The 23,423-nt window shown below is 66.7% G+C and carries 27 protein-coding genes; 9 read left to right on the forward strand and 18 right to left on the reverse strand.

Annotation, left to right across the window (positions count from 1 at the left end):
* Positions 1–201: 201 nt before the first annotated feature.
* The 3 genes from rplI to rpsF are packed head-to-tail and all read right to left on the reverse strand — an operon-like array spanning position 202 to position 1,480.
* A complete protein-coding gene (rplI, locus tag AC1RM6_RS03810) occupies positions 202–792 on the reverse strand; it encodes a 50S ribosomal protein L9 (RefSeq protein WP_493098260.1) in 591 nt (196 codons plus the stop codon).
* 18 nt (positions 793–810) lie between these two features.
* Positions 811–1,035, reverse strand: a complete 225-nt coding sequence (gene rpsR / locus AC1RM6_RS03815) for a 30S ribosomal protein S18 (protein ID WP_493098261.1) — start codon at positions 1,033–1,035, stop codon at positions 811–813.
* A gap of 13 nt (positions 1,036–1,048) precedes the next feature.
* Positions 1,049–1,480, reverse strand: coding sequence for a 30S ribosomal protein S6 (rpsF, locus tag AC1RM6_RS03820; RefSeq protein WP_493098262.1), 432 nt, complete (start codon positions 1,478–1,480; stop codon positions 1,049–1,051).
* A gap of 203 nt (positions 1,481–1,683) precedes the next feature.
* On the opposite strand from rpsF, the gene AC1RM6_RS03825 reads away from it, so the two are divergent.
* Complete coding sequence (locus AC1RM6_RS03825; protein WP_493098263.1) at positions 1,684–2,385, forward strand: hypothetical protein; 702 nt, start codon at positions 1,684–1,686, stop codon at positions 2,383–2,385.
* Here AC1RM6_RS03825 and AC1RM6_RS03830 read toward each other — a convergent pair.
* Complete coding sequence (locus AC1RM6_RS03830) at positions 2,375–3,919, reverse strand: hypothetical protein (RefSeq protein WP_493098264.1); 1,545 nt, start codon at positions 3,917–3,919, stop codon at positions 2,375–2,377. The two genes, AC1RM6_RS03825 and AC1RM6_RS03830, sit on opposite strands and share 11 nt — an antisense overlap.
* A 158-nt stretch (positions 3,920–4,077) precedes the next feature.
* Here AC1RM6_RS03830 and fabD point away from each other — a divergent pair, with 158 nt between their 5' ends.
* The 5 genes from fabD (at position 4,078) to mltG (ending at position 8,684) form a co-directional block, all read left to right on the forward strand.
* Positions 4,078–5,013, forward strand: a complete 936-nt coding sequence (gene fabD, locus AC1RM6_RS03835) for an ACP S-malonyltransferase (RefSeq protein ID WP_493098265.1) — start codon at positions 4,078–4,080, stop codon at positions 5,011–5,013.
* Between the two features lie 20 nt (positions 5,014–5,033).
* The gene (fabG, locus tag AC1RM6_RS03840) at positions 5,034–5,774 is read left to right on the forward strand and encodes a 3-oxoacyl-[acyl-carrier-protein] reductase (RefSeq protein WP_493098266.1); all 741 of its coding nucleotides are present in this window, start codon (positions 5,034–5,036) and stop codon (positions 5,772–5,774) included.
* A 268-nt stretch (positions 5,775–6,042) separates the two neighbouring features.
* Positions 6,043–6,279, forward strand: coding sequence for an acyl carrier protein (locus AC1RM6_RS03845; RefSeq protein WP_493098267.1), 237 nt, complete (start codon positions 6,043–6,045; stop codon positions 6,277–6,279).
* A gap of 139 nt (positions 6,280–6,418) precedes the next feature.
* Entirely contained in the window at positions 6,419–7,684 is a 1,266-nt protein-coding gene (gene fabF, locus AC1RM6_RS03850; RefSeq protein ID WP_493098268.1) for a beta-ketoacyl-ACP synthase II, read from the forward strand.
* A gap of 28 nt (positions 7,685–7,712) precedes the next feature.
* A complete protein-coding gene (mltG, locus tag AC1RM6_RS03855) occupies positions 7,713–8,684 on the forward strand; it encodes an endolytic transglycosylase MltG (protein ID WP_493098269.1) in 972 nt (323 codons plus the stop codon).
* On the opposite strand, the gene AC1RM6_RS03860 is transcribed toward mltG, so the two are convergent.
* The 10 genes from AC1RM6_RS03860 to AC1RM6_RS03905 all read right to left on the reverse strand — a co-directional run bounded on the left by AC1RM6_RS03860 (position 8,685) and on the right by AC1RM6_RS03905 (position 18,068).
* Positions 8,685–9,116, reverse strand: coding sequence for a hypothetical protein (locus tag AC1RM6_RS03860; protein ID WP_493098270.1), 432 nt, complete (start codon positions 9,114–9,116; stop codon positions 8,685–8,687).
* Positions 9,117–9,185: 69 nt separating this feature from the next.
* The gene (locus AC1RM6_RS03865) at positions 9,186–9,602 is read right to left on the reverse strand and encodes a hypothetical protein (RefSeq protein WP_493098271.1); all 417 of its coding nucleotides are present in this window, start codon (positions 9,600–9,602) and stop codon (positions 9,186–9,188) included.
* A 170-nt stretch (positions 9,603–9,772) separates the two neighbouring features.
* A complete protein-coding gene (argC, locus tag AC1RM6_RS03870) occupies positions 9,773–10,714 on the reverse strand; it encodes an N-acetyl-gamma-glutamyl-phosphate reductase (RefSeq protein ID WP_493098272.1) in 942 nt (313 codons plus the stop codon).
* Entirely contained in the window at positions 10,711–11,646 is a 936-nt protein-coding gene (locus tag AC1RM6_RS03875) for a C40 family peptidase (protein WP_493098273.1), read from the reverse strand. The genes argC and AC1RM6_RS03875 overlap by 4 nt, the downstream gene beginning before the upstream one ends.
* A complete protein-coding gene (locus AC1RM6_RS03880; protein ID WP_493098274.1) occupies positions 11,603–11,932 on the reverse strand; it encodes a MarR family transcriptional regulator in 330 nt (109 codons plus the stop codon). Before AC1RM6_RS03880 ends, AC1RM6_RS03875 begins: the two co-directional genes overlap by 44 nt.
* Positions 11,933–12,057: 125 nt before the next feature.
* A complete protein-coding gene (locus tag AC1RM6_RS03885; protein ID WP_493098275.1) occupies positions 12,058–13,446 on the reverse strand; it encodes a leucyl aminopeptidase family protein in 1,389 nt (462 codons plus the stop codon).
* Positions 13,447–13,512: 66 nt separating this feature from the next.
* Positions 13,513–14,457 carry a class I SAM-dependent methyltransferase gene (locus AC1RM6_RS03890; protein WP_493098276.1) on the reverse strand — a complete coding sequence of 315 codons (945 nt, stop codon included), beginning with the start codon at positions 14,455–14,457 and terminating at the stop codon, positions 13,513–13,515.
* A 124-nt stretch (positions 14,458–14,581) separates the two neighbouring features.
* A complete protein-coding gene (gene rimO, locus AC1RM6_RS03895) occupies positions 14,582–15,928 on the reverse strand; it encodes a 30S ribosomal protein S12 methylthiotransferase RimO (RefSeq protein WP_493098277.1) in 1,347 nt (448 codons plus the stop codon).
* Positions 15,929–16,026: 98 nt separating this feature from the next.
* Complete coding sequence (locus AC1RM6_RS03900) at positions 16,027–16,980, reverse strand: hypothetical protein (protein ID WP_493098278.1); 954 nt, start codon at positions 16,978–16,980, stop codon at positions 16,027–16,029.
* Positions 16,980–18,068 carry a peptidoglycan DD-metalloendopeptidase family protein gene (locus tag AC1RM6_RS03905; protein WP_493098279.1) on the reverse strand — a complete coding sequence of 363 codons (1,089 nt, stop codon included), beginning with the start codon at positions 18,066–18,068 and terminating at the stop codon, positions 16,980–16,982. Before AC1RM6_RS03905 ends, AC1RM6_RS03900 begins: the two co-directional genes overlap by 1 nt.
* A gap of 144 nt (positions 18,069–18,212) precedes the next feature.
* Here AC1RM6_RS03905 and AC1RM6_RS03910 point away from each other — a divergent pair, with 144 nt between their 5' ends.
* Positions 18,213–19,313 carry a potassium channel family protein gene (locus tag AC1RM6_RS03910; RefSeq protein WP_493098280.1) on the forward strand — a complete coding sequence of 367 codons (1,101 nt, stop codon included), beginning with the start codon at positions 18,213–18,215 and terminating at the stop codon, positions 19,311–19,313.
* Positions 19,314–19,377: 64 nt separating this feature from the next.
* Here AC1RM6_RS03910 and AC1RM6_RS03915 read toward each other — a convergent pair whose 3' ends face one another.
* The gene (locus AC1RM6_RS03915) at positions 19,378–20,037 is read right to left on the reverse strand and encodes an OmpA family protein (RefSeq protein WP_493098282.1); all 660 of its coding nucleotides are present in this window, start codon (positions 20,035–20,037) and stop codon (positions 19,378–19,380) included.
* A gap of 198 nt (positions 20,038–20,235) precedes the next feature.
* Between AC1RM6_RS03915 and queC the strand changes: the two genes are divergently transcribed.
* Both queC and queE read left to right on the forward strand, forming a co-directional pair.
* Positions 20,236–20,937 (forward strand): 7-cyano-7-deazaguanine synthase QueC, encoded by a 702-nt coding sequence (gene queC / locus AC1RM6_RS03920; protein ID WP_493098284.1) that lies wholly within the window; start codon positions 20,236–20,238, stop codon positions 20,935–20,937.
* Positions 20,937–21,569 carry a 7-carboxy-7-deazaguanine synthase gene (gene queE, locus AC1RM6_RS03925; protein WP_493098285.1) on the forward strand — a complete coding sequence of 211 codons (633 nt, stop codon included), beginning with the start codon at positions 20,937–20,939 and terminating at the stop codon, positions 21,567–21,569. Before queC ends, queE begins: the two co-directional genes overlap by 1 nt.
* A gap of 40 nt (positions 21,570–21,609) precedes the next feature.
* Here queE and AC1RM6_RS03930 read toward each other — a convergent pair whose 3' ends face one another.
* From AC1RM6_RS03930 to lipB, 3 genes are all read right to left on the reverse strand, one after another.
* Entirely contained in the window at positions 21,610–22,302 is a 693-nt protein-coding gene (locus tag AC1RM6_RS03930; RefSeq protein ID WP_493098287.1) for a hypothetical protein, read from the reverse strand.
* A 23-nt stretch (positions 22,303–22,325) separates the two neighbouring features.
* Complete coding sequence (locus AC1RM6_RS03935) at positions 22,326–22,568, reverse strand: hypothetical protein (RefSeq protein WP_493098289.1); 243 nt, start codon at positions 22,566–22,568, stop codon at positions 22,326–22,328.
* Between the two features lie 70 nt (positions 22,569–22,638).
* Positions 22,639–23,334: a lipoyl(octanoyl) transferase LipB gene (lipB, locus tag AC1RM6_RS03940; RefSeq protein WP_493098291.1), complete on the reverse strand. Its 696-nt coding sequence runs from the start codon at positions 23,332–23,334 to the stop codon at positions 22,639–22,641.
* Positions 23,335–23,423: the final 89 nt, after the last annotated feature.

A 23,423-nucleotide genomic window follows, 5' to 3' on the forward strand; every position in this document is an offset into this window, starting at 1 on the left:
TTTGTTTAGGACTCGGTGTGTAGAGAGACAGCGTGCCTTCCCCTTTGGGCACGCTTTCCTCCCAAGCAGGCTTAACAGCCTACTGGGCCGCCTCTCCCAGCGAGAGGCGGCCCGTTTTTTTGCCCGCACCCGATCGCGCGGACAAAGAAAAAGGCCGCCCGGATCGCTCCGGACGGCCTTTTTGCGATTCGGCGAAGGAGCTTACGCTTCTTCCGAAGCCTCTTCGGCGTCCGAGACGATCTCGCCGGGCTCGGCGTTGGGATCGTAATCCTCGGTGAAACCCGCTTCGTCGCGCTCGAACATCGACGCCATGACGTCGACGCCCTGCGACTGAAGCTCGGCTTCTTCCGGCGAACGGGCGACGTTGATCACGACCGTGCGGACAACCTCGGCGTGAAGGACGACCTTCACTTCGTGGATGCCGATCGACTTGATCGGACGGGCGAGCGTGATCGCCGACTTGGCGACCTTGATGCCGTCCTCGGCGAGCGCTTCGGAAACGTCACGGGCCGAAACCGAACCATAAAGCTGGCCGGTGTTCGACGCCTGGCGAATCAGCACCACCGTCTTGTCGGTGAGCCCCGAAGCTTCGACTTCGGCGTTGGCGCGGCGGTTGGCGTTGTCGGCCTCGATATTGGCGCGGTTCGCCTCGAAGACCTTCTTGTTGGCTTCGTTGGCGCGGAGCGCCTTCTTGCGCGGCAGCAGATAGTTGCGTGCGAAGCCGGCCTTGACGGAGACGACGTCGCCGATCTGACCAAGCTTTTCAACGCGTTCGAGCAGGATCACGTCCATGTTGGCGGTCCCCCTTTCTTACTTGACGATGTAGGGAAGCAGCCCGATGTGACGGGCGCGCTTGATCGCCTTGGCGAGTTCGCGCTGCTTCTTGGCGGACACCGCAGTGATGCGGCTCGGAACGATCTTGCCACGCTCGGACACGAAGCCCTGCAGCAGACGGACGTCCTTGAAATCGATCGCGGGAGCGTCCTTCGCGGAGAAGGGGCAGCTCTTGCGGCGGCGGAAAAATGCGCGTGCCATTGTCTATATCTCCTTACGCCGCGTCGCGGTCTTCACGGCGGGGGCGGTCGCCCCGATCACCGCGGTCGCCCCGATCACCGCGGTCACCACCACGGCCACCACGATCGCCACGGCCTTCACGTTCGCCACGGCGCATCATCGCGGACGGGCCCTCTTCGAGCGCATCGACGCGGATGGTCATGTAACGGATCACGTCTTCGTTGATCGCGGTCTGGCGCTCGAGCTCGGCGACGACACCCGCGGGGGCATCGATCTGGAGCATCACATAATGCGCCTTGCGGTTCTTCGCGATGCGATAGGCGAGGCCGCGCAGGCCCCAGGTCTCGGTCTTGACGACCTTGCCATTGCCTTCCTCGACGATCTTGGTGGCGGCTTCCGCCAGCGCGTCGACCTGAGCCTGGGCCAGGTCCTGACGCGCGAGAAACACATGCTCGTAAAGAGCCATGTCGCGTCTTCCTTGTTGTTACCGATCGCTGACGCCGCCCCGTGCGGACGCCCCTCCGGCTTTCTTCCATAAAAATCGGGGGCGGAGAGACGTGCTCTCCACCCCGATCCGGCGCCCTATGACCGATCGGCGTGCGAAACGCAAGCGGAACGCGGGGCTGGCGCCGGCCGTTGAAGCGCGTATCACCACATTTTGGGGGCATGATGCGCATATTCGATCGGCAGGCGGTAATCTACATCATGGCGGCGGCGGTGACGGGAGGCGTGGCTGTCACGCCGGTCGCGGCCGCGACTCCGCGCCAGACGCTCGCCGACGCCGCCTTCGTCGCGCGGACCAAGAGCAGCGCGCTCGCTCAGATCGATCAGGCGCATGGCGCTGCCGAGGCGATGATCGCAAAGAATCCGCGCGACCGCGATGCGCTGCTGGTGGCCGCGATGGCCACCGGCTACCGTGCCAAGCTCACCAAGAACCGCGGCGAGGCATTGGCCGCGCGCAAGCAGTTCGAGGCGCTCGCGGCATCGGACCCGCGCGATCCCGAGGCGATCGCGGCGGTCGGAACATGGCATCTCGATTCGGTCGCGCAACTGGGCGGGATGGTCGCTGGCATGGTGCTGGGTGCGAAAAAGGCGACGGGGCTTGCCGCGCTCGACCGCGCGGTCTCGCTCGGCGGCGACCGGGCGATGTTCGCCGGGCTGGCCGCGCTGCTGCGGCTGTCGCTCGATCCGGCCGACCCGCGGGCGCGCGGGCTCGCCGAGGCGGCGGCGAAGGGCAGCATGCCGACCCCGCTCGACCGGCAGATGCAGCGGAGCGCCGAGGCGATCCTGGTGCCGCTCCGCGCCGGCAACGAGGATCAGGTCCAGGCGCTCGCCAAGCTGCTGCTGCCCTTCGGTCGTCTCAAGGATTAGCCGGGGCGGCGATTCGATAGAGGATGCCGTTGGCGCCCTGCCAGACGGGTATGAAACCTGGATCGTGCAGCCCTTCGGCCGGGGGCATTCCGATCAGCCAGACATAGTCGAACGCGGCGCGCGGGAGCAGCGGGGCGATATCGGACAGCTGATGGTCGCCGGGTGACCGGCAGCGCGGTGGCGACAATATCTGACTGGGATCGAGCGCGAACCCCGCGGCGGGCGGATAGGCGACGCTGAGCAGGCGGCCGCCCTTCATCGGCCATTGGCCGTTGACGAAGGCGTCGCGGCGCACGATCACCATGCTGCCGAGATGGTCGAGCCGATCCTGTCGCCAGACGTCGAAGCAGGGGCTTCTGGCCAGCGCGAACACCCGCGCGCCGATCGGCAGATGATCGAGCGCCACCAACTGCACGCGATAGTCGCGATCGAGCCGGCGGTAATGATCGGTATGCGCAGCGATGCGGGCAACGAAGAGGGCGAGGCCGGCGGCCGCGATGACGGGCAGCCAGCGGCGATCGAGATCGGGCCGGAGCGCGAGCAGGAACATCGCCAGCGCATAGGGGATGATCCGCATATCGGCATAATGGCCGTCGAATATCGTGCCCGGCATCAGTGCGAACAGGATCAGCATCAGCAGTCCGGCGAGACCGAGGCGCGGTTCGATTCGCATCCCGAAGCCGCCGGCACCGAGTGCGACCAGGGCCCAGAGCAGCCGTGCGCCGATGACGTCGAAGGTTTCGGACCCATCGCGCAGCACCGCCCACAGATAATGCGGCTTGTTGTGCCAGTCGGCGAAGCTCGCCGGATCGCCCTGCACCGTGACGATCGACCACCAGGCGAGGATCAGCAGCGGCGGCGCCAGCGGCCATGTCGCGACCGTCGCCGCGATCGCCGCGGTCGTCCAGCCTTTGCCCCGCCGCCTCGCCTCGACCGCCTCGATCGCCCAGATCGCGATGCCCAGCAGCAGCCAGCCCATGCTGTGGGCGATGAAGGTCGCCAGGCCGATCGGCACGAACAGCATGCCGCGCCGGCGCCAGCCCTGCAGGCGTATCCACAGGCCGGTCGCGGCGAACATCATCGCGATCGCCAGCACATAGTTGAGAAAGCCGAACTGGAACGGGAAGCCATAGGCCAGCGGCAGCGCGAAGAAGGCGGTCGGCGGAATCCGGCCGTGGACCTGCCGGGCGACGAAGAACATGCCGGCGATGGTCGCGGGCGGGATCGCGAGCACCACGATCTTCGTCGCCAGTTCGACGCCCAGCCAGGGGGCGAGTGGCCGGACCAGCAGGTCGCCCCCGAGATTGCCGACCAGCACCCAGCGAAAGGCGAAATAGCGGTGGAGCCAAAGCGAGCTGCCGATCGCCTGCTCGACCCGGAAACGGCCCATATGGCCGGGCAGATCGGTCAGCGGCGGAATCGCCGGGAGCAGCAGCGGCGCCATCGCCAGCAGGCACAGCGCCAGCAGCAGCGGCCGGCGATCCCACCAGCCGCGCGGACGTTCGCCGCGATCGTCGAAAGCCTCCCCCATCATCGCCGATCCTGGGCGGACGGCCCGGGCAAGGCAAGCCGCATTGCCGGTCCATGGCCGCGCTGCTAGCCATGGCGATCCGCGATCGACGATCGGTGGAGGGGTTGCAACCGCGCGGCGCCTTACCTAGGGGGCGGCGCGAGATTTTGGAGAGGAACCCGATGCGCGCATTCATCTTTCCGGGGCAGGGCAGCCAGGCGGTCGGCATGGGCAAGGCGCTGGCCGATGCCAGCGCGGTCGCGCGCGAGGTGTTCCAGGAAGTCGACGATGCGCTGGGACAGAATCTGTTCCGGCTGATGGTCGAAGGACCTGCCGACGAGCTGCAGCTCACCGAGAATGCCCAGCCGGCGATCATGGCCAACGCGATCGCGACACTCAGGGTGCTGCTGAAGGAAGGCGGGTTCAGCCTGGCCGACAAGGCCGACTATGTCGCCGGGCACAGCCTGGGCGAATATAGCGCGCTGTGCGCGGCCGGGGCGATCGACCTGTCGACCACCGCGCGGCTGCTCAAGCTGCGCGGCCAGGCGATGCAGGCGGCGGTGCCGGTCGGGGTCGGTGCGATGGCGGTGTTTCTCGGCCTCGATTTCGAAGGCGCGAAAGCCGTCGCCGACGAAGCCGCACAGGGCGAGGTCTGCCAGGCCGCCAACGACAACAGCAATCGCCAGGTCGTGGTGTCTGGGCACAAGGGTGCGGTCGAGCGCGCGATCGAGATCGCCAAGGCCAAGGGCGCGCGCCGCGCACTGCTGCTGCCGGTGTCGGCGCCGTTCCACTGTTCGCTGATGCAGCCCGCGGCCGATGCGATGGCCGAGGCACTCGCCAAGGCGTCGGTGCAGAGCCCGCTGGTCCCGGTCTACGCCAATGTCATCGCCGGCCCGGTGGTCGATCCTTCGGAGATCGTCCGGCTGCTGGTCGAACAGGTCACCGGCACCGTCCGCTGGCGCGAGAGCGTCGCGGCGATGGCCGATGCCGGGGTCGAGCAGTTCGTCGAATATGGCGGCAAGGTCGTCGGGCCGATGGTCAAGGACATCACCGACAAGGCGAGCGCGACCAGCCTGGTCGCGATGGCCGACATCGAAGCCTTTGCGGCAACCCTGTAATCATTCCCCGGGAGAATAATATGTTCGATCTGTCAGGGCTGACCGCGCTGGTCACCGGCGCCTCGGGCGGCATCGGTTCGGCGATCGCCAGGGGCCTCGTCCAGCAGGGCGCGAAGGTCGCGCTGTCGGGCACCCGCGAAGAAGCGCTCCAGGCGGTCCAGGCCGAGATCGGCGGCGAGACCGTCATCGTGCCGTGCAATCTCGGCGATCCGCAGGCGGTCGACGGGCTGGTCCCGGCGGCGGTCGCGGCGCTGGGCGGCAAGCTCGACATCCTCGTCAACAATGCCGGGATCACCCGCGACAATCTGATCATGCGGATGAAGGACGAGGAATGGGATCAGGTGATCTCGGTCAACCTCGCCGCGGCATTCCGCCTGATCCGCGCGGCGTCGAAGCCGATGATGAAGGCGCGCTTCGGCCGGGTCGTCACGATCACCTCGGTCGTCGGCACCACCGGGAATCCCGGCCAGGCCAATTATGCGGCGTCGAAGGCAGGGCTGGTCGGCATGTCCAAGGCGCTGGCCCAGGAACTGGCGAGCCGCAACATCACCGTCAACTGCGTCGCCCCGGGTTTCATCCATTCGGCGATGACCGACGTGCTGCCCGATGCGCAGAAAGAGGCGCTGCTCGGCAAGATTCCGGCAGGAAAGCTGGGCGAGGGCGGTGACATCGCCGCCGCGGTCGTCTATCTGGCCAGCCGCGAAGCCGCCTATGTGACCGGGCAGACCCTGCACGTGAACGGCGGCATGGCGATGATCTAGGATCGGCAGCCATTTGTCCCAGGCGGGGCTGCAAATGGCGCTGCTCTTCGCTTCCGGTGCTCACGTGCATGAAGTACGCTGCGCTCCGGGTCTCGATCATCACCATTTTCGCCACCGCCTGAGCCAAATGGCTGCCGATCCTGCCTCCATGCAGAATCGTCAGCCAATATTCGTCGACCTGTCTCGGCAGGCTGTTATCAAACCACTCTTGCAAGCTTAACCGCCCCTCGTTAGGGCAGCGGAAAGAACCTTAAGGAAGGCAATTCACATGAGCGAGACCGCCGAGCGCGTTAAGAAGATCGTCGTCGAGCATCTGGGCGTCGAGGCCGAGAAGGTCACCGAAGAAGCGAGCTTCATCGACGATCTCGGTGCCGACAGCCTCGACATCGTCGAGCTGGTCATGGCGTTCGAAGAAGAATTCGGCGTCGAAATCCCCGACGACGCGGCCGAGAAGATCGCCACCGTCAAGGATGCGATCAGCTATATCGAAGCCAACAAGGGCTGATCAGGACCGCTCTGACCGGCCGGGCCTTGAACGGCGTGGCGACAGGGCCGATTTACCAGAGCGGCTCCCCGACCCCGGGCAATCTCAGGGGCGGGGGGCCGTTTTGTCGTTCGGACGATAAGAACAACAGGAGAATGCCATGCGTCGCGTGGTCGTAACCGGATTGGGTCTCGTGACGCCGCTCGGCGCCGACGTCGAGACCGCCTGGGCCAATATCCTCGCCGGCAAGTCGGGTGCGGGAAAGATCACCCGCTTCGACACGACCGAGCAGGTCTGCAAGATCGCATGCGAGGTGAAGCCGGCCGATCATCCTTATGGATTCGATCCCAACAAGCGGGTCGATCACAAGGTCCAGCGCCAGGTCGATCCGTTCATCATCTACGGGATCGATGCCGCCGGCCAGGCGCTCGAGGATGCCGGGCTGACCGACATGACCGAGGAAGAAAGCTATCGCGCCGGCCTGTCGATCGGATCGGGCATCGGCGGGCTTCCCGGGATCGCCAGCGAATCGATCGTGTGCGAGACCAAGGGGCCGCGGCGGGTGTCGCCGCATTTCGTCCATGGCCGCCTGATCAATCTCATTTCGGGGCAGGTCTCGATCAAATACGGCCTGCGCGGGCCCAACCATGCGGTCGTCACCGCCTGCTCGACCGGCGCGCACGCGATCGGCGATGCCGCGCGGATGATCGCGATGGACGATGCCGACGTGATGCTCGCAGGCGGCGCCGAGGGCGCGATCTGCCCGCTCGGCATCGCCGGCTTCGCCCAGGCGCGCGCGCTGTCGACCGATTTCAACGACGAACCCGAGCGGGCGTCGCGGCCCTATGACAAGGCGCGCGACGGCTTCGTGATGGGCGAAGGCGCGGGCGTGGTCGTGCTCGAGGAATATGAGCATGCCAAGGCGCGCGGCGCGAAGATCTATGCCGAGGTGATCGGCTATGGCCTGTCGGGCGATGCCTATCATGTGACCGCGCCGCATCCGGAAGGATCGGGCGCGTTCCGGTCGATGGCGATGGCGCTCAAGAAGTCGGGCCTCAAGCCTGAGGACATCGATTATATCAACGCCCATGGCACCTCGACCCCGCTCGGCGACGAACTCGAGGCTGGGGCGGTGCGCCGACTGTTCGGCGACGCGCTCAAGACGGTGTCGATGAGCTCGACCAAGTCGGCGATCGGCCATCTTCTGGGCGGCGCCGGTGCAGTCGAATCGATCTTCTGCATCCTGGCGATCCGCGACCAGATCGTTCCGCCGACGCTGAACCTCGAAAATCCGAGCGACGGCCTTGAGGATTTCGATCTGGTTCCGCTCAAGGCGAAGAAGCGCAAGGTCAAGGCGGTGCTGAACAACTCGTTCGGCTTCGGCGGCACCAATGCCAGCCTGATCATGCGGGCGGTCGAAGATTAATCGACGCCACCAGGTCCGGAGACCGTCCATGATACGCCGCATCCTGCTGATCATCGTCCTGCTGGGCCTGGTCGGCGGCGGCGCGGCGCTGTGGATGTCGCGGGCCTGGTGGGGCGAGGGCCCCTCGAAGCAGCAGGTCAGCGTCACCGTCGCCAAGGGCGGTACGCTGGCGTCGGCGGCGCGCGCGCTCGAAAAGGCGGGCGCGATCCGCTCGACCACCAATTTCCTGCGCTTCGCCCGCCGCTTCGGCTCCGACGAGCCGATCCGCGCGGGCGAGTTCGAGATTCCGGCGGGCGCCAGCGGCGCGCAGATTCTCGACATCCTCCAGCACGGCAAGCCGGTCCAGCATCTGGTGACGATCCCCGAGGGGATGCCGTCGATCCTGGTCCAAGAGCGGCTGAACGCCGAGGCCGACCTGACTGGGAAGATCGACGTCCCCGCCGAGGGATCGGTGCTGCCCGACAGCTACAGCTTCGAAAAGGGCGAGCCGCGGGCGGCGGTGCTGGCGCGGATGCAGGCGGCGATGCGGACCGCACTGGCCGAGGCCTGGGCGGCGCGCAAGCCGACCACGGTCGCGCGGACCCCGCGCGAGGCGCTGATCCTCGCGGCGATCGTCGAGAAGGAAACCGCGCTGCCCGCGGAGCGGCGAATGGTCGCGGCGGTCTATTCGAACCGGGTTCGCCAGGGGATGAAGCTGCAGGCCGATCCGACGGTGATCTACCCGATCACCAAGGGCAAGCCGCTGGGCCGCCGGATCAAGCGGTCCGAACTCAACGCCGTCAACGGCTACAACACTTATGCTTCGCCGGGGCTGCCCGAGGGGCCGATCGCCAATCCCAGCCGCGCCTCGATCGAGGCGGTGCTCGATCCCGACAAGAGCCAGGCGCTCTATTTCGTCGCCAACGGCCAGGGCGGCCATGTGTTCGCGAACACGCTCGCCGAGCATAATGCCAATGTGCAGCGCTTCTATGCGCTGCGCCGCGCCCGCGGCGAGATGTGATCAGCCTATCCAGCCGCGCCTGATCGCGAGGCTTGCGAACCAGATCTGGACGATGCCGATCAGGCAGATGAAGGCCGGGAACGGGATGGCCTGCGCCGGGCCGACCAGTTCGAGAACGCGGCCACCGGTGAAGGTCCAGCCGAACTGGGCGACGACCCCGATCAGCGAGACGATATAGACCGGCCGCGCCAGCGCCTTCCTGAGCAACAGCAGGATCGATCCGATCACGCCGCTGATCGTGGCGATCCCGTAGATCGCCCAGACGAGGGTCGGCATGCCTGCAAAGGCTTCACGCTGGGCGGGCGGCAGCGCGGCGAGTTCGGCGGGGCCCATGCTGACCTGGCTGTAGAAGGCGAAGATGCCGGCCAGGCCCCAGAGCAGCAGCAGCGTCGCTATGGCCCAATAATAGCCGGGAAGTTTCTGCTCGTTCATCGGTGATGCTCCTGATGTTCGAGGTGACGACGGGCGGCGCGGCGCTTTTCCGACATGCCGCTACAAAAATCACATGATCCAGCCGGCGGCCTTGGCGCAGCAGGCGAGGCCGATCTGGGCGATGCTGATCAGCGCGATGACCGCGGGGAAGATCGCGGTAGCGGGCCCCATCCGGCGGTGCGCCTTGAAGCCGATGAACACCCAGCCGAACTGGATGACGATCCCCACCAGCGACAGGATCGAGACCGGCAGCGCCAGCGCGCTGTGCAGGAGCAGCAGAACGGCGCCTGCGAGGCCCGCGAGAACCGCGACGACATAGGCCGCCTTCGCGAAGCCCGGCATGCCGGTCCAGGCGTCGCGCTGCGCCTCGGGGAGCTTCGCCAGCTTCTCGGGGGTGACGCTCAATTGGCTGAAGCAGGCGCCGCAGCCGATCAGGTTCCACAGGACCAGAATGCCCGCTGCGATCCAAAACCAGGTCGGTACCATCATCCTTCTCCCCCAAAAGGCGGGAGAAGGATGATGGCAATCGCGTGCTTTGGCAAATCTGGCGGTTTATACCCAATCCCGGTGAGCTTGAATCATCGGGATTGGGTATCAGCCCGTGCGGCGCGTGAGCATATCGATCGAGGATGCGTCAGCATCTTCGAGATCGCGTATTACAGCCGAAGCCCTTCGGTCTCCTCGAGACCCAGCGCCAGGTTGAGGTTCTGGACCGCGGCACCGCCGGCGCCCTTGCCGAGATTGTCGAGTGCGGCGATCAGCCGGGCCTGGCCGGCCTGCTCGTCGCTGTAGACGAACAGGTCGAGTCGGTCGGTGCCTGCGGCCTGCTCGATCGTCAGATAGGCCGGATTCTCGCGGGCGACGGTGACCAGCCGGCTGCCCTCATAGGCTTCGCCGAGCAGGTCGCGGATCGCGGCGCCGGTCGGGCGCTTGCCGATCAGATGAAGGTGCAGCGGCACCTCGACCAGCATGCCGCGATAGGTGCGCGCGACCGAGGGGAAGAAGATCGGCGGATGGGCGAGCCCGGCGCGCTCCTTCATCTCGGGCACATGTTTGTGCCCGAGGTTGAGCGCATAGGCGCGAAAGGCGGTGTCGGTGGCGTCGGGGTTCGCCGGATCCTCGAACGCGGCGATCATCGATTTGCCGCCGCCCGAATAGCCCGAGACCGCGTTGACCGACAACGGTGTGTCCGCCGGCAGCAGTCCGGCGCGCACCAGCGGTCGGACCAGCGCGAGGAAGCCGGTCGGATAGCATCCCGGGTTCGAGATGCGCGTCGCCTGGCCCAACGCCTGCCGGCCATCGGGTTCGAGCTCGGCGAAACCATAAGCCCAGTCGGAGGCGGTGCGGTGCGCGGTGGACGCATCGATCACCCGGACGCCGGGATTGCGGATCAGGCTCACCGCTTCGCGCGCGGCGTCGTCGGGCAGGCACAGGATCACCGCATCGGCATCGTTGAGGGCCTCCGCGCGCGCCGCCGGATCCTTGCGGCGTTCGTCGGCGATCGCGAGCAGCTCGATGTCGCCACGATGCGCGAGCCGCTCGCGGATTTCGAGGCCGGTGGTGCCGGCAGCACCGTCGATGAAGACCTTGACGGTCATGGTTGCAATCTCCGCCGGCCCAGGATCGGCCGGTCATGATGGGGGGCAAGGCGGGCCACGACATCGGCCAAAGGTTCGACGACCACCGCCATCCAGTGCGCATTGGCATGGATCAGCCGGTCTTCGTCGACCATCAGCCCGACATGGCCGGGGAAATGGACGATGTCGCCGCGTCGGAGGCGGGCCTCCTCGGGCAGTGCTTCGCCCACCTGTTCGCGCTGCTGGTCGGTATCGCGGGCGATGTCGACCCCGGTCGCCGCGAGCGCGACCTGGACGAGCCCCGAGCAGTCGATCCCGCCGGCACCGCGGCCGCCCCACAGATAGGGGGCGCCCAGCAGCGCTTCGGCGACCGCGACCGGATCGGCGTCGACGGTGCCGATGTCGGCCAGATGCCGCATATGGATATGGCCGGTATCGGTGCGCAGGAAGGCGCCGTCGACGTCACCCTGCACCAGCGCGCCGAACGGCAACACCGCGCGCGCCGCGCTCTTGATCGATGCTTCCGCGAACAGCAACGCCTCGCGCGCGCGGACACGGTGGGTCGGGTTCAGTGGGCAGCCGAGCGACGAAGCCTCGACATAGCCGGTATAGTGGTCATGTTCGGAATAGCCCCACGCCCAGCCCGCGCTCAGGTCGAGCACCGCGAAACATTCGCCGGCGAGAAGCTGCGACACCGCCTCGGATGCGGCGTCGGGTGCGCTGCGGATCATCGCCGAGGGGAGGGTGCAGCCGCGGTGCATCGGCGCGGCGTAATGCGGAGCGAACAACTTCCCCGCCAGCGCGATATCGGCGATGTCGCGCCGATAGGCGTTTACCCGCCCATCGAGGACCGCGGTAGGGCCACCGAGATGGAAAGTGACGGGCGCGTGCGCCTCGTCCGCGACCTGTTCAGCCGTGTTCCTTGGTGAAATCGATGGACTTTCTGAACGCATCCAGGAAATCGGCCCCCTGATCGGTTTTTGCGACGAAGATGTTGCGGCGATCATTATCGTCGCGCTCGCGGCGCAAATAGCCGAGCGTGCCCAGGGTATTCAAGGCGCGCGTGATGACCGGCTTGGAAACATTGAGCTGATGGGCGAGCCCACGCACCGTATGCGGTCCTGGCGTGATGTAGGTAATCAGCATCAACGCCATTTGCCGGTTGGTGAGATCGGGCTGCCCGGACCGAACATAGGATACCAATGCTCGCATCCACTGGGGCAAACCATTGTCTAACATTGGTGGGGGCCTTTTCCTTCTCCGGGGAGTCGCGATAGCCCTTCGAAAACACGCGTCGCCGCAATTCGTTTCATGTCCGCGACATATTTCGTGCCGGATGTGCGACGAAATTCGGAAAATCGCGATCAACGGGCCGGAAAGCGCCGCTTGAGAAGTTCGTGGATCGCGCGCAACCCCAGCGCGTCGCCGCCCTTGGGGCGCCCCGGCTTGGCCGACGGGCGCCAGGCAAAGGTGTCGAGATGCGCCCAGGGTGTGCCCGTGGGCACGAATCGCTGTAGGAACAAGGCGGCGGTCGTGGCCCCCGCGAAGCCGCCTTCGCCGGCATTGTTGACGTCGGCCACGGTCGACTTGAGCATATCGTCATAATCGGCCCACAGCGGCAGCCGCCACAGCGGGTCGGCGACCGCAGAGGCCGCTTCGGCGATGTCGCGCGCCAGATCCTCGTCATTGACGAACAGGCCGGGCAGATCGGGGCCGAGCGCGACGCGGGCGGCGCCGGTGAGTGTCGCGAAATCGACGATCAGCACCGGCGCGTCCTCGCCTGCGCGGGTCAGCGCATCGCCGAGGATCAGTCGGCCTTCGGCGTCGGTATTGCCGATCTCGACCGACAGCCCCTTGCGGCTCTTCAATATGTCGCCGGGCCGGAAGGCATCGGCCGAGACCGCATTCTCGACCGCGGGGATCAGCAGATGGAGCCGGACCGGCAGCCGGGCGCGCATCACCAGGCCGGCGAGCGCCAGCGCATGCGCGGCCCCGCCCATATCCTTCTTCATCGCCAGCATGCCCGAGGGCGGCTTGATGTCGAGCCCGCCGCTGTCGAAGCAGACCCCTTTGCCGACGATCGCGACGCGCGGGTTTTTCGGGTCACCCCATATGAGCTCGATCAGTCGCGGGCTCCGCTCGCGGGTGGCGGCGCGGCCGACCGCGGCGATCATCGGATAGCCCTGGTCGAGCTCGTCGCCGCGGGTGACCTTGACGCTGGCGCCATGCGCCTTGGCGACCGGCTCGACCGCCGCGGCAAGTTCGGCGGGGCCAAGGTCGCCGGCGGGGGTGTCGACGAGGTCGCGAACCAGCGCGACCGCCTCGGCTATGGCGACGCTCTCGTCGATCGAGGCGGCCTCACCGGTCAGCAGGATCCGGGCCGGAATGGGATCGGGCTTGGACAGGTAGCGGTCGAAGCGATGATGGGCGAGCAGCCAGCCGAGCGTCGCCGCGCCCGGCTGTTCGCCTTCGATGCGATATGTCCCTTCGGGCAGCCTGGCGGCGATGCCGGCAAGATCCCACGGTCCCGGGGTCTTCGCCTTGCCGAACACCGCGGACCAGTCGTCGCCGCCCTTGCCGGGCAGGATCAGCAACTCGCCGGGCTTCGCCTTGAAACGGCCGGCGGTCGCGAGCGTGCGGACCTGCGCTGGCTGCGCGGCGAGCCAGGCATCGAACCCGTCGGCGGCAAGCGGGGTCAGGCTGTGAGCCGCCTGTCCGCGGTCGGCTTTCAGCAGCGCAGCGAAATCGGTCATCGTCTTGGGGCGCTCCACGCAAAGGGGATCGGGTCGGCAGGAATGCAATCAGGGGTTTCGCCGCTGTCAGCCTCTCTGCGCAACGAATATCTGCGAGACGCCCTTGAGATCGCCGATCGACAGATCCTCCCTGACTTCGAGCAGGCGGCAGCCATGGTCGCCCAGCAGCCGGAATATGTCCGGCTGGGGGACGGCGTTCATCTCCATCTGCGGGGCGTGCGAAGCGAGATAGTCGGGCACCGAAAAGCCGTAACCGGCGAGGAATGTCGGGATCTGGAAGATCGCGACCCCGCCCGGCGCGAGGCTGGCGAGAAGCCGCCCCAATATGTGGAGCGCGACCGGAGGCGGGTTGTGCTGGAGGACCAGAAAACTGACGACGAGATCGAACTGTCCGACGCCGTCGAGCTCGGCAATCCGGCGCAGATGGCGGAATTCGACATTGCCGGCGCCGATTGCCGCCGCCCGGGCGGTCGCGTGCGACAGATGCGGGGCCGAGATGTCGAGACCGGTCACCGACCGGAACTGTCGGGCCAGCGCCAAGGTGATGCGTCCGACGCCGCAGCCGAAATCGAGGACGTTTCCGATGCCGGCGACGTCGACATCGCCCCGCTTCAGGCTGGCGAGGATCCGCAGGACGTCGCCTTGTCCCAGTGTGTAAAATTCGTCGAGATGGCGGTCGATGCTGGCCGATGCATATTTCGCGTGGGTCAGCACCGACCAATGCGCCTCGGTTTCGCCAAAGCGCGACCAGGCAGCCTGGATGCGGTCGAACATCGCGTCGAGATCTTCCGCGGAGCAAGCCACGTCGATGGCGGGCTTGTCGGCGTGGAAATAGAGGCCGGGCAGCGGGACCAGCGCCTTTCTGCGCGCTTCGTCGCTGCGCAGAAAGGCGCCGAGCAGCGCGCTGCGATCGGGAGCACCGAGCGCGGCTGCGACCACATCCTCATTTTCCGGATCGCGATCCAGCACCAGCCGATAGGCAGATATGACGTCGCCCCGCGATACCGGCACCGGTGGTACCCTCTGCTGATCAAAGCATCATCGGCGGTACGGGCCGGAAGGCCCACCGCCATGCCGAGCTTAGCCGATCGCCGTCGCCTTGCAAGGCGCGTCGGCGTTCAGCGGGGGGCGGACGCTAGGCGACGGGCACCCCGAACAGGTCATGGTCGTCGGCATCCTCGATCTCGACCCGGACGATATCGCCCGGTGCAAGGCCCTGGGTGTCGCGCAGATGGACCTCGCCGTCGATTTCCGGTGCGTCGGTCTTCGAGCGACCGGTGGCGCCGCCCTCATCATCGACGACGTCGATGATGATATCGAGGGTCCGGCCGATCTTGGCCTGGAGCTTGGCGGCAGAGATCGCGGCGGTCCGCTCCATGATCCGGGTGTAGCGCTCTTCCTTGACTTCCTCGGGCACCGCGCCGGGCAGGTCGTTGGCGGCGGCACCGGCAACCGGTTCGAAGCGGAAGGCGCCGACCCGGTCGAGCTGGGCCTCGTCGAGCCAGTCGAGCAGATATTGGAAATCCTCCTCGGTCTCGCCGGGAAAGCCGACGACGAACGAGGAGCGCACCGCGATGTCGGGGCAGATCTCGCGCCAGCCGCGCAGCCGTTCGAGCACCTTGGCTTCGTTCGCCGGGCGCTTCATCGCCTTGAGCACGCGCGGCGCGGCGTGCTGGAAGGGAATGTCGAGATAGGGAAGGATCAGCCCCTCCGCCATCAGCGGGATGACTTGGTCGACATGCGGATAGGGGTAGACATAATGGAGCCGGGTCCACGCCCCGAGCCGGCCCAGTTCGCGGGCGAGATCGGTCATGTGCGCGCGGACTTCGGTCGGCGCATTGTTCTTCGGCTTCCACGGCCAGCTCTTGTGGCGCAGGTCGAGGCCGTAGGCCGAGGTGTCCTGGCTGATCACCAGCAACTCCTTCGTCCCTGCGGCGATCAGCTTTTCGGCCTCGCGCAGGATCGCATCGGGACGCCGGCTGACCAGGTCGCCGCGGATCGACGGGATGATGCAGAAGCTGCAGCGATGATTGCAGCCCTCGGATATCTTCAGATAGGAATAATGGCGCGGGGTAAGCTTGAGCCCGGCGTCGGGCACAAGGTCGAGATAGGGCGACGGTTCGACCGGCGCCGCCTCGTGGACCGCGCCGACGACTTCCTCATATTGATGCGCGCCGGTGATCGCGAGGACGTTGGGGAAGCGGGCGCGGATCCGTTCGGCCTCGTCGCCCATGCAGCCGGTGACGATGACGCGGCCGTTCTCGGCGATCGCCTCGCCGATCGCGTCGAGGCTTTCTTCCTTGGCACTGTCGAGGAAGCCGCAGGTGTTGACCAGCACGATGTCGGCACCGGCATAGTCGGGCGACAGGCCATAGCCATCGGCGCGCAGCTTGGTCAGAATCCGTTCGCTGTCGACCAGATTCTTGGGACAGCCGAGCGAGACCATGCCGACTTTCGGCGGGGAGGGGAGTTCAATTGCCATGAGCGCCGCGCACATAAGCGCTTTCGAGGCAAATTACGAGGGGTCAGCGCAAACGGGTGCGACATACCCTGCACAGGGCACCGGATAGGGCCGGTGCACTATGCCTCGGCGAGCCTTCGGAGACCGTCTTCGCACAGTTCACGGACCATGCCGGCATCGAGCCGGGCAAGCGCCGCCGGCGAATAGCGCGTGGCGAGATGTCGTGCGATCCTGAAGCCCAGCAGATAGCCGATCCGCGCGGGTTCGGCGCCCTCATAGCCGGCCCCGAAAAAGCGCTCGGCATCCTTGTCCTTTTCTGAGTCCATCTTCTCGAGCAGCGCCGCGGCGGCGCGGCGGATCGCTTCCGGAGTGGCGGCAGCCAGCGGCTTGTCGCTGAGCAATATGTCGAGCGGGCTTGCCTTGGGATTCAGAAATTGGCTGACCCAGGTCGCGGTGCCTTCGAGCCAGAGCGAGAAGAACAAGGGCGGCCGCGCGTCGAGGCTCATCTGCGGATTCACCTGGCCCTGGTAGAGATGATAGCTCTCATGATCGAGCAACACCGCCAGATCGGCATCGGCGCCATGATATTGGACGATTCCGTCGAGACCGATGAACAGTGGCAGCCGCCCCTTCGACGGCTGGAGATGCGCGTCGAAATCGCCGAGCGACAGCATCAGGTAGACGGGGGCGGTGGCGCGGTCGAAGTCGGGGAAAGCCTTTTCGAAATGGCCTTCATGGGTGGCATAGGCATCGGGGAAGCGCCGGTGCAGTCGGCGCACATCGGCCGCGATCCTGTCGAAATCGGGAAGCCAGGCGTCGATCCGCTCGCGCTTGGTCACGATTCCCGCCGATTTGTAGAGCCTGGCTTCGGGTTCGAAATAGCCGTGGCGCAGCGTGTCGATCCGGTCGCCGGTCGCGGCGCGGTCATAGACCGGCCAGAATTCGAGCAGCTTGTCGATCGGGCCACCAGCGCCGGCGATCTGTGCATGGCCGGCAAGGCTGGTGGCGGCGAGCGGCGCGATGGCGAGCAGGCCGAGCAGGTCGCGGCGATGCAGGGAGGGCGAACCGCGCATCAGCTTCGCGAGGGCAGGTAGCTCAGCGGATTGACGGGCTTGCGGCCGTTGCGGATCTCGAAATGGAGCTGGGGTTCGCCGGTATAGGGGCTCGCGCCGCTCTTCGCGATCGTCTGCCCACGCACGACCTTCTGGCCGCGGGTGACGGTGATGCTGTCGGCATAGCCATAGGCGCTGATCCAGCCGTCGCCATGGCGCAGCAGGATCAGCGTGCCATAGGCTGGAATGTCCTGTCCGACATAGGCGACCACGCCATCGGCGGCCGCGGTGACCGCGCTGCCACGCGCGGTGCCGATATTGACCCCGTCATTCTGCTGTCCGCCCGAATAGCGCCCGAAGCCGCGCAGGATCGGGCCCTTGACCGGCCAGTCGAACCGGCCGGCGAACTGGCTCGGTTCGGCGACGGTCGTCGTCGGCGGCACCGGTTTCGGGGTGGGGGTCGGGGGAGTCGGTTTGGCGCGGACGGCGAGCGCCGGCTCGGACCCGGTGATCAGATCCTCGATGTCGAGGCGGAAGGCGGCGGCGCGTTCGTCGCCCGACATATGCGCGACCTCGACCTTGCTCGGCAGGATCAGCCGCTGCCCCTCGCGCAGGATATAGGGTTCTTCCAGTTCGTTGAGCTGGGCGATCCGCGACCATTCGACGCCATAAGCGCGCGAGATCGCGATGCCGGTCTCGCCCTTGCCGACCTTGTGATAGCGTCCGCCGGGGATCTTGAGCTTCTGGCCGACGATGATCTTGAACGGCGACGGGATCGCGTTGACCCGCGCGATCGCCTCGGAGGCGGCGCCGGTGGCGTCGGAAATCCGCCGCAGCGAATCCCCGGGTTTCACGACGTAGGTCGAATCGGGAACTTCGATCGCGGCGGCCTTGGCGGTCCTGACCTGCCAGGCGGGCGGCGGCGATTTCGGGGTGTCCTCCGAAACGGGGGGCGGGGGAGGCGCGGTGTCGGCCGGGGGTGGGACGGGCTGTGCGACCGGCGGCGCAGCCGGCACGGGCCGGCCCGCGCGTTGCGACGGGATGCAGGCGGTGGTCGCCAGCAGGGCGGTCAGGGCCAGGCAGCCACGGCGATACGAAAACGAAGCCATGCCGTGACTGTTAGGCAGTCTTGCCGGCATGCGCCACCCCGAAGGCGCGGCGATCCGGCGGCGACGCTGGACAGCGGGGTGCCGAATCGACACTATCCGGCCGATGTCACGGTGCCGTCGGGGGGCGCCATCGAGGGTTGGGGCGTGGGCAACAGGGCACGGCGCGGAACATCGGCCGCCGAGGATGTTCTCGGTTCGCCGCTCCATATCCTCGGCGGCACGCTGATCTTCGTCAGCGCGGTCTTCGTCGCCTCGACGATCGGCTATGTCCGGGCCGGATGGTCGCTCAGCGACGCGACCTATATGGTGACACTCACGATATTCTCGGTCGGCTATGGCGAAGTCCATCCGATCGATACGCCCTTCCTGCGCGGCCTGACGATGGCGACGATGCTGCTGGGCTGTACCGGCATGATCGTGTTGACCGGCGCGCTGGTGCAGGTGTTTACCGTTTTCGAGCTTCGCAGATTATTGGGGGCGGACCGCGTGCAGACTCAGATCGACAAGCTCGACCATCATGTGATCGTCTGCGGTTTCGGGCGGATCGGCGTCCAGCTCGCCAAGGAATTGCAGGCGGCGAACAAGGGCTTCGTCATCCTCGAACGCAGCCATGACAAGATCGCCGAGGCCGAGGCGCTCGGTTTCCTGTGCCATGTCGGCGACGCGACCGAGGAAAGCGCCTTGCGCGCGGTCGGCATCGATCGGGCGCTGACCCTGGCGACGGTGCTGCCCGACGACGCGGCCAATGTCTTCATCACGCTGTCGGCGCGCAGCCTCAATCCGAAGCTCGAGATCATCGCGCGCGGCGAGGCGCCGACCACCGAGAGCAAGCTGATCCACGCCGGCGCCGACAAGGTGGTGCTGCCGACCCATATCGGGGCCGAGCGCATCGCCGAGATGATCCTCTATCCGGGCACGGCGCGCTTCGTCGGGGAGTCGCCCGAAATGCGCGACATGAAGCGCGGGCTGCACGAATTCGGCCTCGAACTCGAAGCGGTGACGGTCGCGCCGAAGAGCGCGATGGCGGGGGAGACGGTCGGCGAGGCCGAGCGGCGCGGCCGCGGCGCGTTCTTCGTCGTCCAGATCGATCGATCGGCGGGGGCGACGATCCTCCATCCGGGCGACGAGGTGAAGATCGAGGCGGGCGACAATGTCGTGCTGGTCGTACGCGGCAACCGCGTCGCGGCGGGGGCGATCTTCTCGGCACCGGCGGCGCCGATCTCGGTCGGGCGGATGCGCCGCTGATCGCAAAAAAAAGGCCCTTCGAGCCGGTCGAAGGGCCTTTGCAAATGGAAGGACGCGTGGCCGCTCAGTTGAGGCGGCGGGCCTCGACCCGGCGGTTTGTCGGCGCGGTCGGGTGGGCGGCATCGGCGAGCTTGTCATAGCCGAAGCCGTTGACCTCGAGCCGGCTCTTGTCGACCCCGAGTTCCTCGAGCAGTTCGGCGACCGCCTCGGCCCGGCCCTGCGACAGCTTCACATTATAGTCGCGGTCGCCGACCTGGTTGGTGTGGCCGTCGATCGCGAAGCGGGTGTTGGCCAGCGTGGGGGTCTTGAGCGCCTGCGCGAAGACGCGGATATTCGCGGTCGCCTGAGCGGTCAGCTCGGTCGAGGCGTTCTCGAAGCTGATCAGCAGATCCTTCTTCTTCACGACCGGCGCCATCGCATAGCTCTTGCCCGGCGCGGCGGGGGCGCCGGCAGTGCCGGTTCCCTTGCGGGTGGCGGTCTTCACATCCTGCGGGGTGCCGAACTCGGCGGGCTTGATGCTGAAGCCGCGGGTCTTGCCGACCCGCGCCTTGCCGCCCGAGCCCTGGACGGTTTCGGGATCGCTGCTGGTCGCATCGGGCTGTTCGTCGCCGGCGAAGGATTTCTGGATATCCTCGACGCTATATTGCGCCGTCGGCTGCTGTGCCGAGACCGACGCCGCGATAAGCCCGAAGCAAAGCATCGGTGCCAGGATCAAAGGACGCATTCCACCCTCCTGTTGTCGGGGCCTGTTGTATCGTGGCGGATCACAGAATCGCCGCCCGCGAAAATCTGCCTGAGACTTAGTCGTGCGAATGATGCCGCGATGTGCGCTCCGTCACAAGCGGCCTGATCTTTTCGGCCGGATATCGCGATTGCACCGCATATCTTTCCCCGCGCGCGAAAATCGCCTAGGGGCTCGGCCATGTCACAGGACCGGAATATGGAAGGCCGCCGCGCGATCGTGCTGCTGTCGGGCGGACTCGATTCGATGGTGTCGGGCGGTATCGCCCGCGAACAGGGCTTTGCGCTTGCCGCCCTCACCATCGACTATAACCAGCGGCATCGGATCGAGCTCGAGGCCGCCGCCCGGGTCGCGGCGATGCTGGGGGTCGATCGCCATGTCACGCTGCCGCTCAATCTGCGCGCGTTCGGCGGGTCGGCGCTGACCGACGATATCGATGTGCCCAAGGAGGGCCTCGAGGGCGGTATCCCGATCACCTATGTGCCGGCGCGCAACACCATCTTCCTGTCGCTGGCGCTGGGTTTCGCCGAGGCGACCGGGGCGAGCGACATCTTCCTGGGGGTGAACGCGCTCGATTATTCGGGCTATCCCGATTGCCGTCCCGAATTCATCCAGGCGTTTCAGGATCTTGCCGATCTGGCGACCCGCGCGGGGGTCGAGGGGCGTCGCTTCACGATCCATGCGCCGCTCCAGCATATGACCAAGGCCGATATCGCCGCCGAGGCCGCACGGCTCGGGCTCGATGCCGGGGCGAGCTGGTCCTGCTACGATCCGACCCCGCAGGGCGAGCATTGCGGGCTGTGCGAAAGCTGCCGGCTGCGGTCGAAGGGGTTCATCGAGGCCGGGCTGCCCGATCCGACGATCTACGCCCGGACGGCGTGATGGGCAGCTATGCGGTCAAGGAGATCTTCCTGACGCTGCAGGGCGAGGGGATCCAGGTCGGTCGCCGCGCGGTGTTCATGCGCTTTGCCGGCTGCAATCTGTGGACCGGGCGCGAGCAGGATCGGGCGCATGCGGTCTGCCAGTTCTGCGACACCGATTTCGTCGGCATGGATGGCGACAATGGCGGGCGCTATCCCGATGCCGCCGGCCTTGCTGCGCAAGCGGCCGAGATCTGGGGCGAACCTGACGGCCGCTTCATCGTGATGACCGGCGGCGAGCCGCTGCTCCAGGTCGACGATGCGCTGGTCGCGGCGCTCAAGGCCGAAGGTTTCGAGATTGCGGTCGAGACCAACGGCACCCAGCCGGCGCCCGACGGGATCGACTGGATCTGCGTCAGTCCCAAGGCGGGGGCGGAGGTGGTGCTGCGGCGGGGCAACGAGCTCAAGCTGGTCTGGCCGCAACCCGCGATCGACCCGGCGGCGCTCGAAAGCTGGGATTTCGATCATTTCCTGCTGCAGCCGATGGACGGCCCCGATTTCGCGCGTACCCAGGCGACGGCGATCGACTATGTGCTCGGCCATCCGAAATGGCGGCTGTCGACCCAGACCCACAAGGTGGTCGGGATCCGATAGGGGCTGCCGGACGGCACGGGCCATCCGGCAGGACATTCGTTCAGCTCGGCTGTCCGGTCGAGGCGGCGGCCGAATAGGTCGGCAACGCGCAGGTCGCCTTCAGTTCGTTCTTCTTGGTCCAGCAGGCATCGGTCAGCGAGGGAACGGTCAGCGCCGGGAAGTAGCGCTGGCGGAACATCATGTCGCCGGTCGGGGTCAGGCTGTTGCGGAACTCCTGCATCCGCGCGACGGCGAGATCGGCAAGGCCGCCGCGGCCGAGCTTGCGGGCATCGCGGCCGATCGCGCTCGCGGTCTCGCAGAAGCCGAGCTGGGCGTGCATCGTCGAAAAGCCGTTATAGGTCCTGGTGGTATATTGGTCGAACGCCTTGGTGCCCGCGCCCTTGCCGGCGGTCCGCAAGAAATAGGCGTTCAGGGTCTTGTAGGCGGCGTTCAGCTCGACCGCATTCTTCGCGATCAGATCGTTATAATTGGGGACCGTGAGCAACATCTTCGAGAACTGGCACTGGAGCGCCGCGACGTTGAGCCCCGCGCGCATGTTCCACAGCAGATGCGCCTTGAGCTCGGCCGGGGTCGCCTTGGGCAACGGCATGCCGATGCCCGGCTCGTCGCCCTTGACCGGCGCGCCGGCGAAATTGGGCATCGCCCAGAACAGATAGGCGGACGCCGGGCTGGCCGATCCGGCCATCGCCGCGATCGCCGCCGCTGCGCCGAGCAGCTTCATGGGACGCTTCATAATGTTGCTCTCCTGAACCCGCTTCATTGTGCGTTGGCGGCATTGTCGCCGACATTGGCGGCGGCGTCGCCGATATTCGCCGAACCCGCGGCGTCGAGCGTGGCGCTGTCGACGGTGGTCATGTCGTTCATCGATCCGTCCATCGCATTCATCTCGACGACGTTGGTGTCGGCCGAGGCGTCCTTCTTGCCGCAGGCCGAAAGCGTCGCGGCGGCGCCGAGCAGGATCGCCCCGAGCGCCAGGTTCTTCGTGAAGGTGGCGGTCATATGATGCTCCCTGAAAATCGTCTTGTTCGATGTGCTTCGCGCCGAATCATATCCTGCGCGACTCGGCCACTCAAGAGTCCGAGTGAACATCCGTATCGACGGGGCAGCGCGATGGGCCGATCGCCAGCGCATCGAGCATTTCCGGGAAATGGCGGGCAAGCGCGGCGTCGAGCAGGGCGATGTCGGCCGGGGCGCCGAGCCGGGCCAGGCTGGTCACCCCGAAATCGCCGAGGCCGCACGGCACGATGCCCGAAAAATGCGTCAGATCGGGATCGACGTTGATCGAAAATCCGTGAAAACTCACCCAGCGCCGCACCCGCACGCCGATCGCGCCGACCTTGGCCTCGGTCAGGCCATGGCCGGTCCATATGCCGACCCGGCCAGGCTCGCGGCGCGCCGCGACGCCGAGATCGGCGAGCGTGGCGATCAGCCAGGCCTCGAGCGAGCAGATGAAATGGCGGATGTCGCGGCCGCGCTTTTCGAGGTCGAGCAGGACATAGCCCACCCGCTGGCCGGGCCCATGATAGGTGTAGCGTCCGCCGCGTCCGGTCGCGAACACCGGAAAGCGTTCGGGGGTCAGGAGTTCATCCTGCGAGGCGCTGGTGCCGGCGGTGTACAGCGGCGGATGTTCGAGCAGCCACACCAGTTCGCGCGCTTCGCCGGCGCGGATCGCGGCGGCGCGCGCCTCCATCTCGGCCAGCGTCTCGGCATAGGGGGAAAGACCGGGCGTCACCCGCCATTCGATATCGGCATCCATGGCGTGCATGTGTTCCCGATCGGCGGCGCGATCAAGCGTTAGCGCATTCTTCGCTCGAGGCCGTTCGAAGCCGGGTTCGTGTCGGGCCGCGATTGCGC

Source organism: Rhizorhabdus sp. GW822-FHT03C02 (genome assembly GCF_058801765.1).

Bases quoted from the DNA above. Each gene is read 5' to 3' on its own strand.
- rplI (WP_493098260.1), bottom strand. From the start codon at position 792: ATGGACGTGATCCTGCTCGAACGCGTTGAAAAGCTTGGTCAGATCGGC.
- rpsR (WP_493098261.1), bottom strand. From the start codon at position 1,035: ATGGCACGCGCATTTTTCCGCCGCCGCAAGAGCTGCCCCTTCTCCGCG.
- rpsF (WP_493098262.1), bottom strand. From the start codon at position 1,480: ATGGCTCTTTACGAGCATGTGTTTCTCGCGCGTCAGGACCTGGCCCAG.
- AC1RM6_RS03825 (WP_493098263.1), top strand. From the start codon at position 1,684: ATGCGCATATTCGATCGGCAGGCGGTAATCTACATCATGGCGGCGGCG.
- AC1RM6_RS03830 (WP_493098264.1), bottom strand. From the start codon at position 3,919: ATGATGGGGGAGGCTTTCGACGATCGCGGCGAACGTCCGCGCGGCTGG.
- fabD (WP_493098265.1), top strand. From the start codon at position 4,078: ATGCGCGCATTCATCTTTCCGGGGCAGGGCAGCCAGGCGGTCGGCATG.
- fabG (WP_493098266.1), top strand. From the start codon at position 5,034: ATGTTCGATCTGTCAGGGCTGACCGCGCTGGTCACCGGCGCCTCGGGC.
- AC1RM6_RS03845 (WP_493098267.1), top strand. From the start codon at position 6,043: ATGAGCGAGACCGCCGAGCGCGTTAAGAAGATCGTCGTCGAGCATCTG.
- fabF (WP_493098268.1), top strand. From the start codon at position 6,419: ATGCGTCGCGTGGTCGTAACCGGATTGGGTCTCGTGACGCCGCTCGGC.
- mltG (WP_493098269.1), top strand. From the start codon at position 7,713: ATGATACGCCGCATCCTGCTGATCATCGTCCTGCTGGGCCTGGTCGGC.
- AC1RM6_RS03860 (WP_493098270.1), bottom strand. From the start codon at position 9,116: ATGAACGAGCAGAAACTTCCCGGCTATTATTGGGCCATAGCGACGCTG.
- AC1RM6_RS03865 (WP_493098271.1), bottom strand. From the start codon at position 9,602: ATGGTACCGACCTGGTTTTGGATCGCAGCGGGCATTCTGGTCCTGTGG.
- argC (WP_493098272.1), bottom strand. From the start codon at position 10,714: ATGACCGTCAAGGTCTTCATCGACGGTGCTGCCGGCACCACCGGCCTC.
- AC1RM6_RS03875 (WP_493098273.1), bottom strand. From the start codon at position 11,646: ATGCGTTCAGAAAGTCCATCGATTTCACCAAGGAACACGGCTGAACAG.
- AC1RM6_RS03880 (WP_493098274.1), bottom strand. From the start codon at position 11,932: ATGTTAGACAATGGTTTGCCCCAGTGGATGCGAGCATTGGTATCCTAT.
- AC1RM6_RS03885 (WP_493098275.1), bottom strand. From the start codon at position 13,446: ATGACCGATTTCGCTGCGCTGCTGAAAGCCGACCGCGGACAGGCGGCT.
- rimO (WP_493098277.1), bottom strand. From the start codon at position 15,928: ATGGCAATTGAACTCCCCTCCCCGCCGAAAGTCGGCATGGTCTCGCTC.
- AC1RM6_RS03900 (WP_493098278.1), bottom strand. From the start codon at position 16,980: ATGCGCGGTTCGCCCTCCCTGCATCGCCGCGACCTGCTCGGCCTGCTC.
- AC1RM6_RS03905 (WP_493098279.1), bottom strand. From the start codon at position 18,068: ATGGCTTCGTTTTCGTATCGCCGTGGCTGCCTGGCCCTGACCGCCCTG.
- AC1RM6_RS03915 (WP_493098282.1), bottom strand. From the start codon at position 20,037: ATGCGTCCTTTGATCCTGGCACCGATGCTTTGCTTCGGGCTTATCGCG.
- queC (WP_493098284.1), top strand. From the start codon at position 20,236: ATGTCACAGGACCGGAATATGGAAGGCCGCCGCGCGATCGTGCTGCTG.
- queE (WP_493098285.1), top strand. From the start codon at position 20,937: ATGGGCAGCTATGCGGTCAAGGAGATCTTCCTGACGCTGCAGGGCGAG.
- AC1RM6_RS03930 (WP_493098287.1), bottom strand. From the start codon at position 22,302: ATGAAGCGTCCCATGAAGCTGCTCGGCGCAGCGGCGGCGATCGCGGCG.
- AC1RM6_RS03935 (WP_493098289.1), bottom strand. From the start codon at position 22,568: ATGACCGCCACCTTCACGAAGAACCTGGCGCTCGGGGCGATCCTGCTC.
- lipB (WP_493098291.1), bottom strand. From the start codon at position 23,334: ATGCACGCCATGGATGCCGATATCGAATGGCGGGTGACGCCCGGTCTT.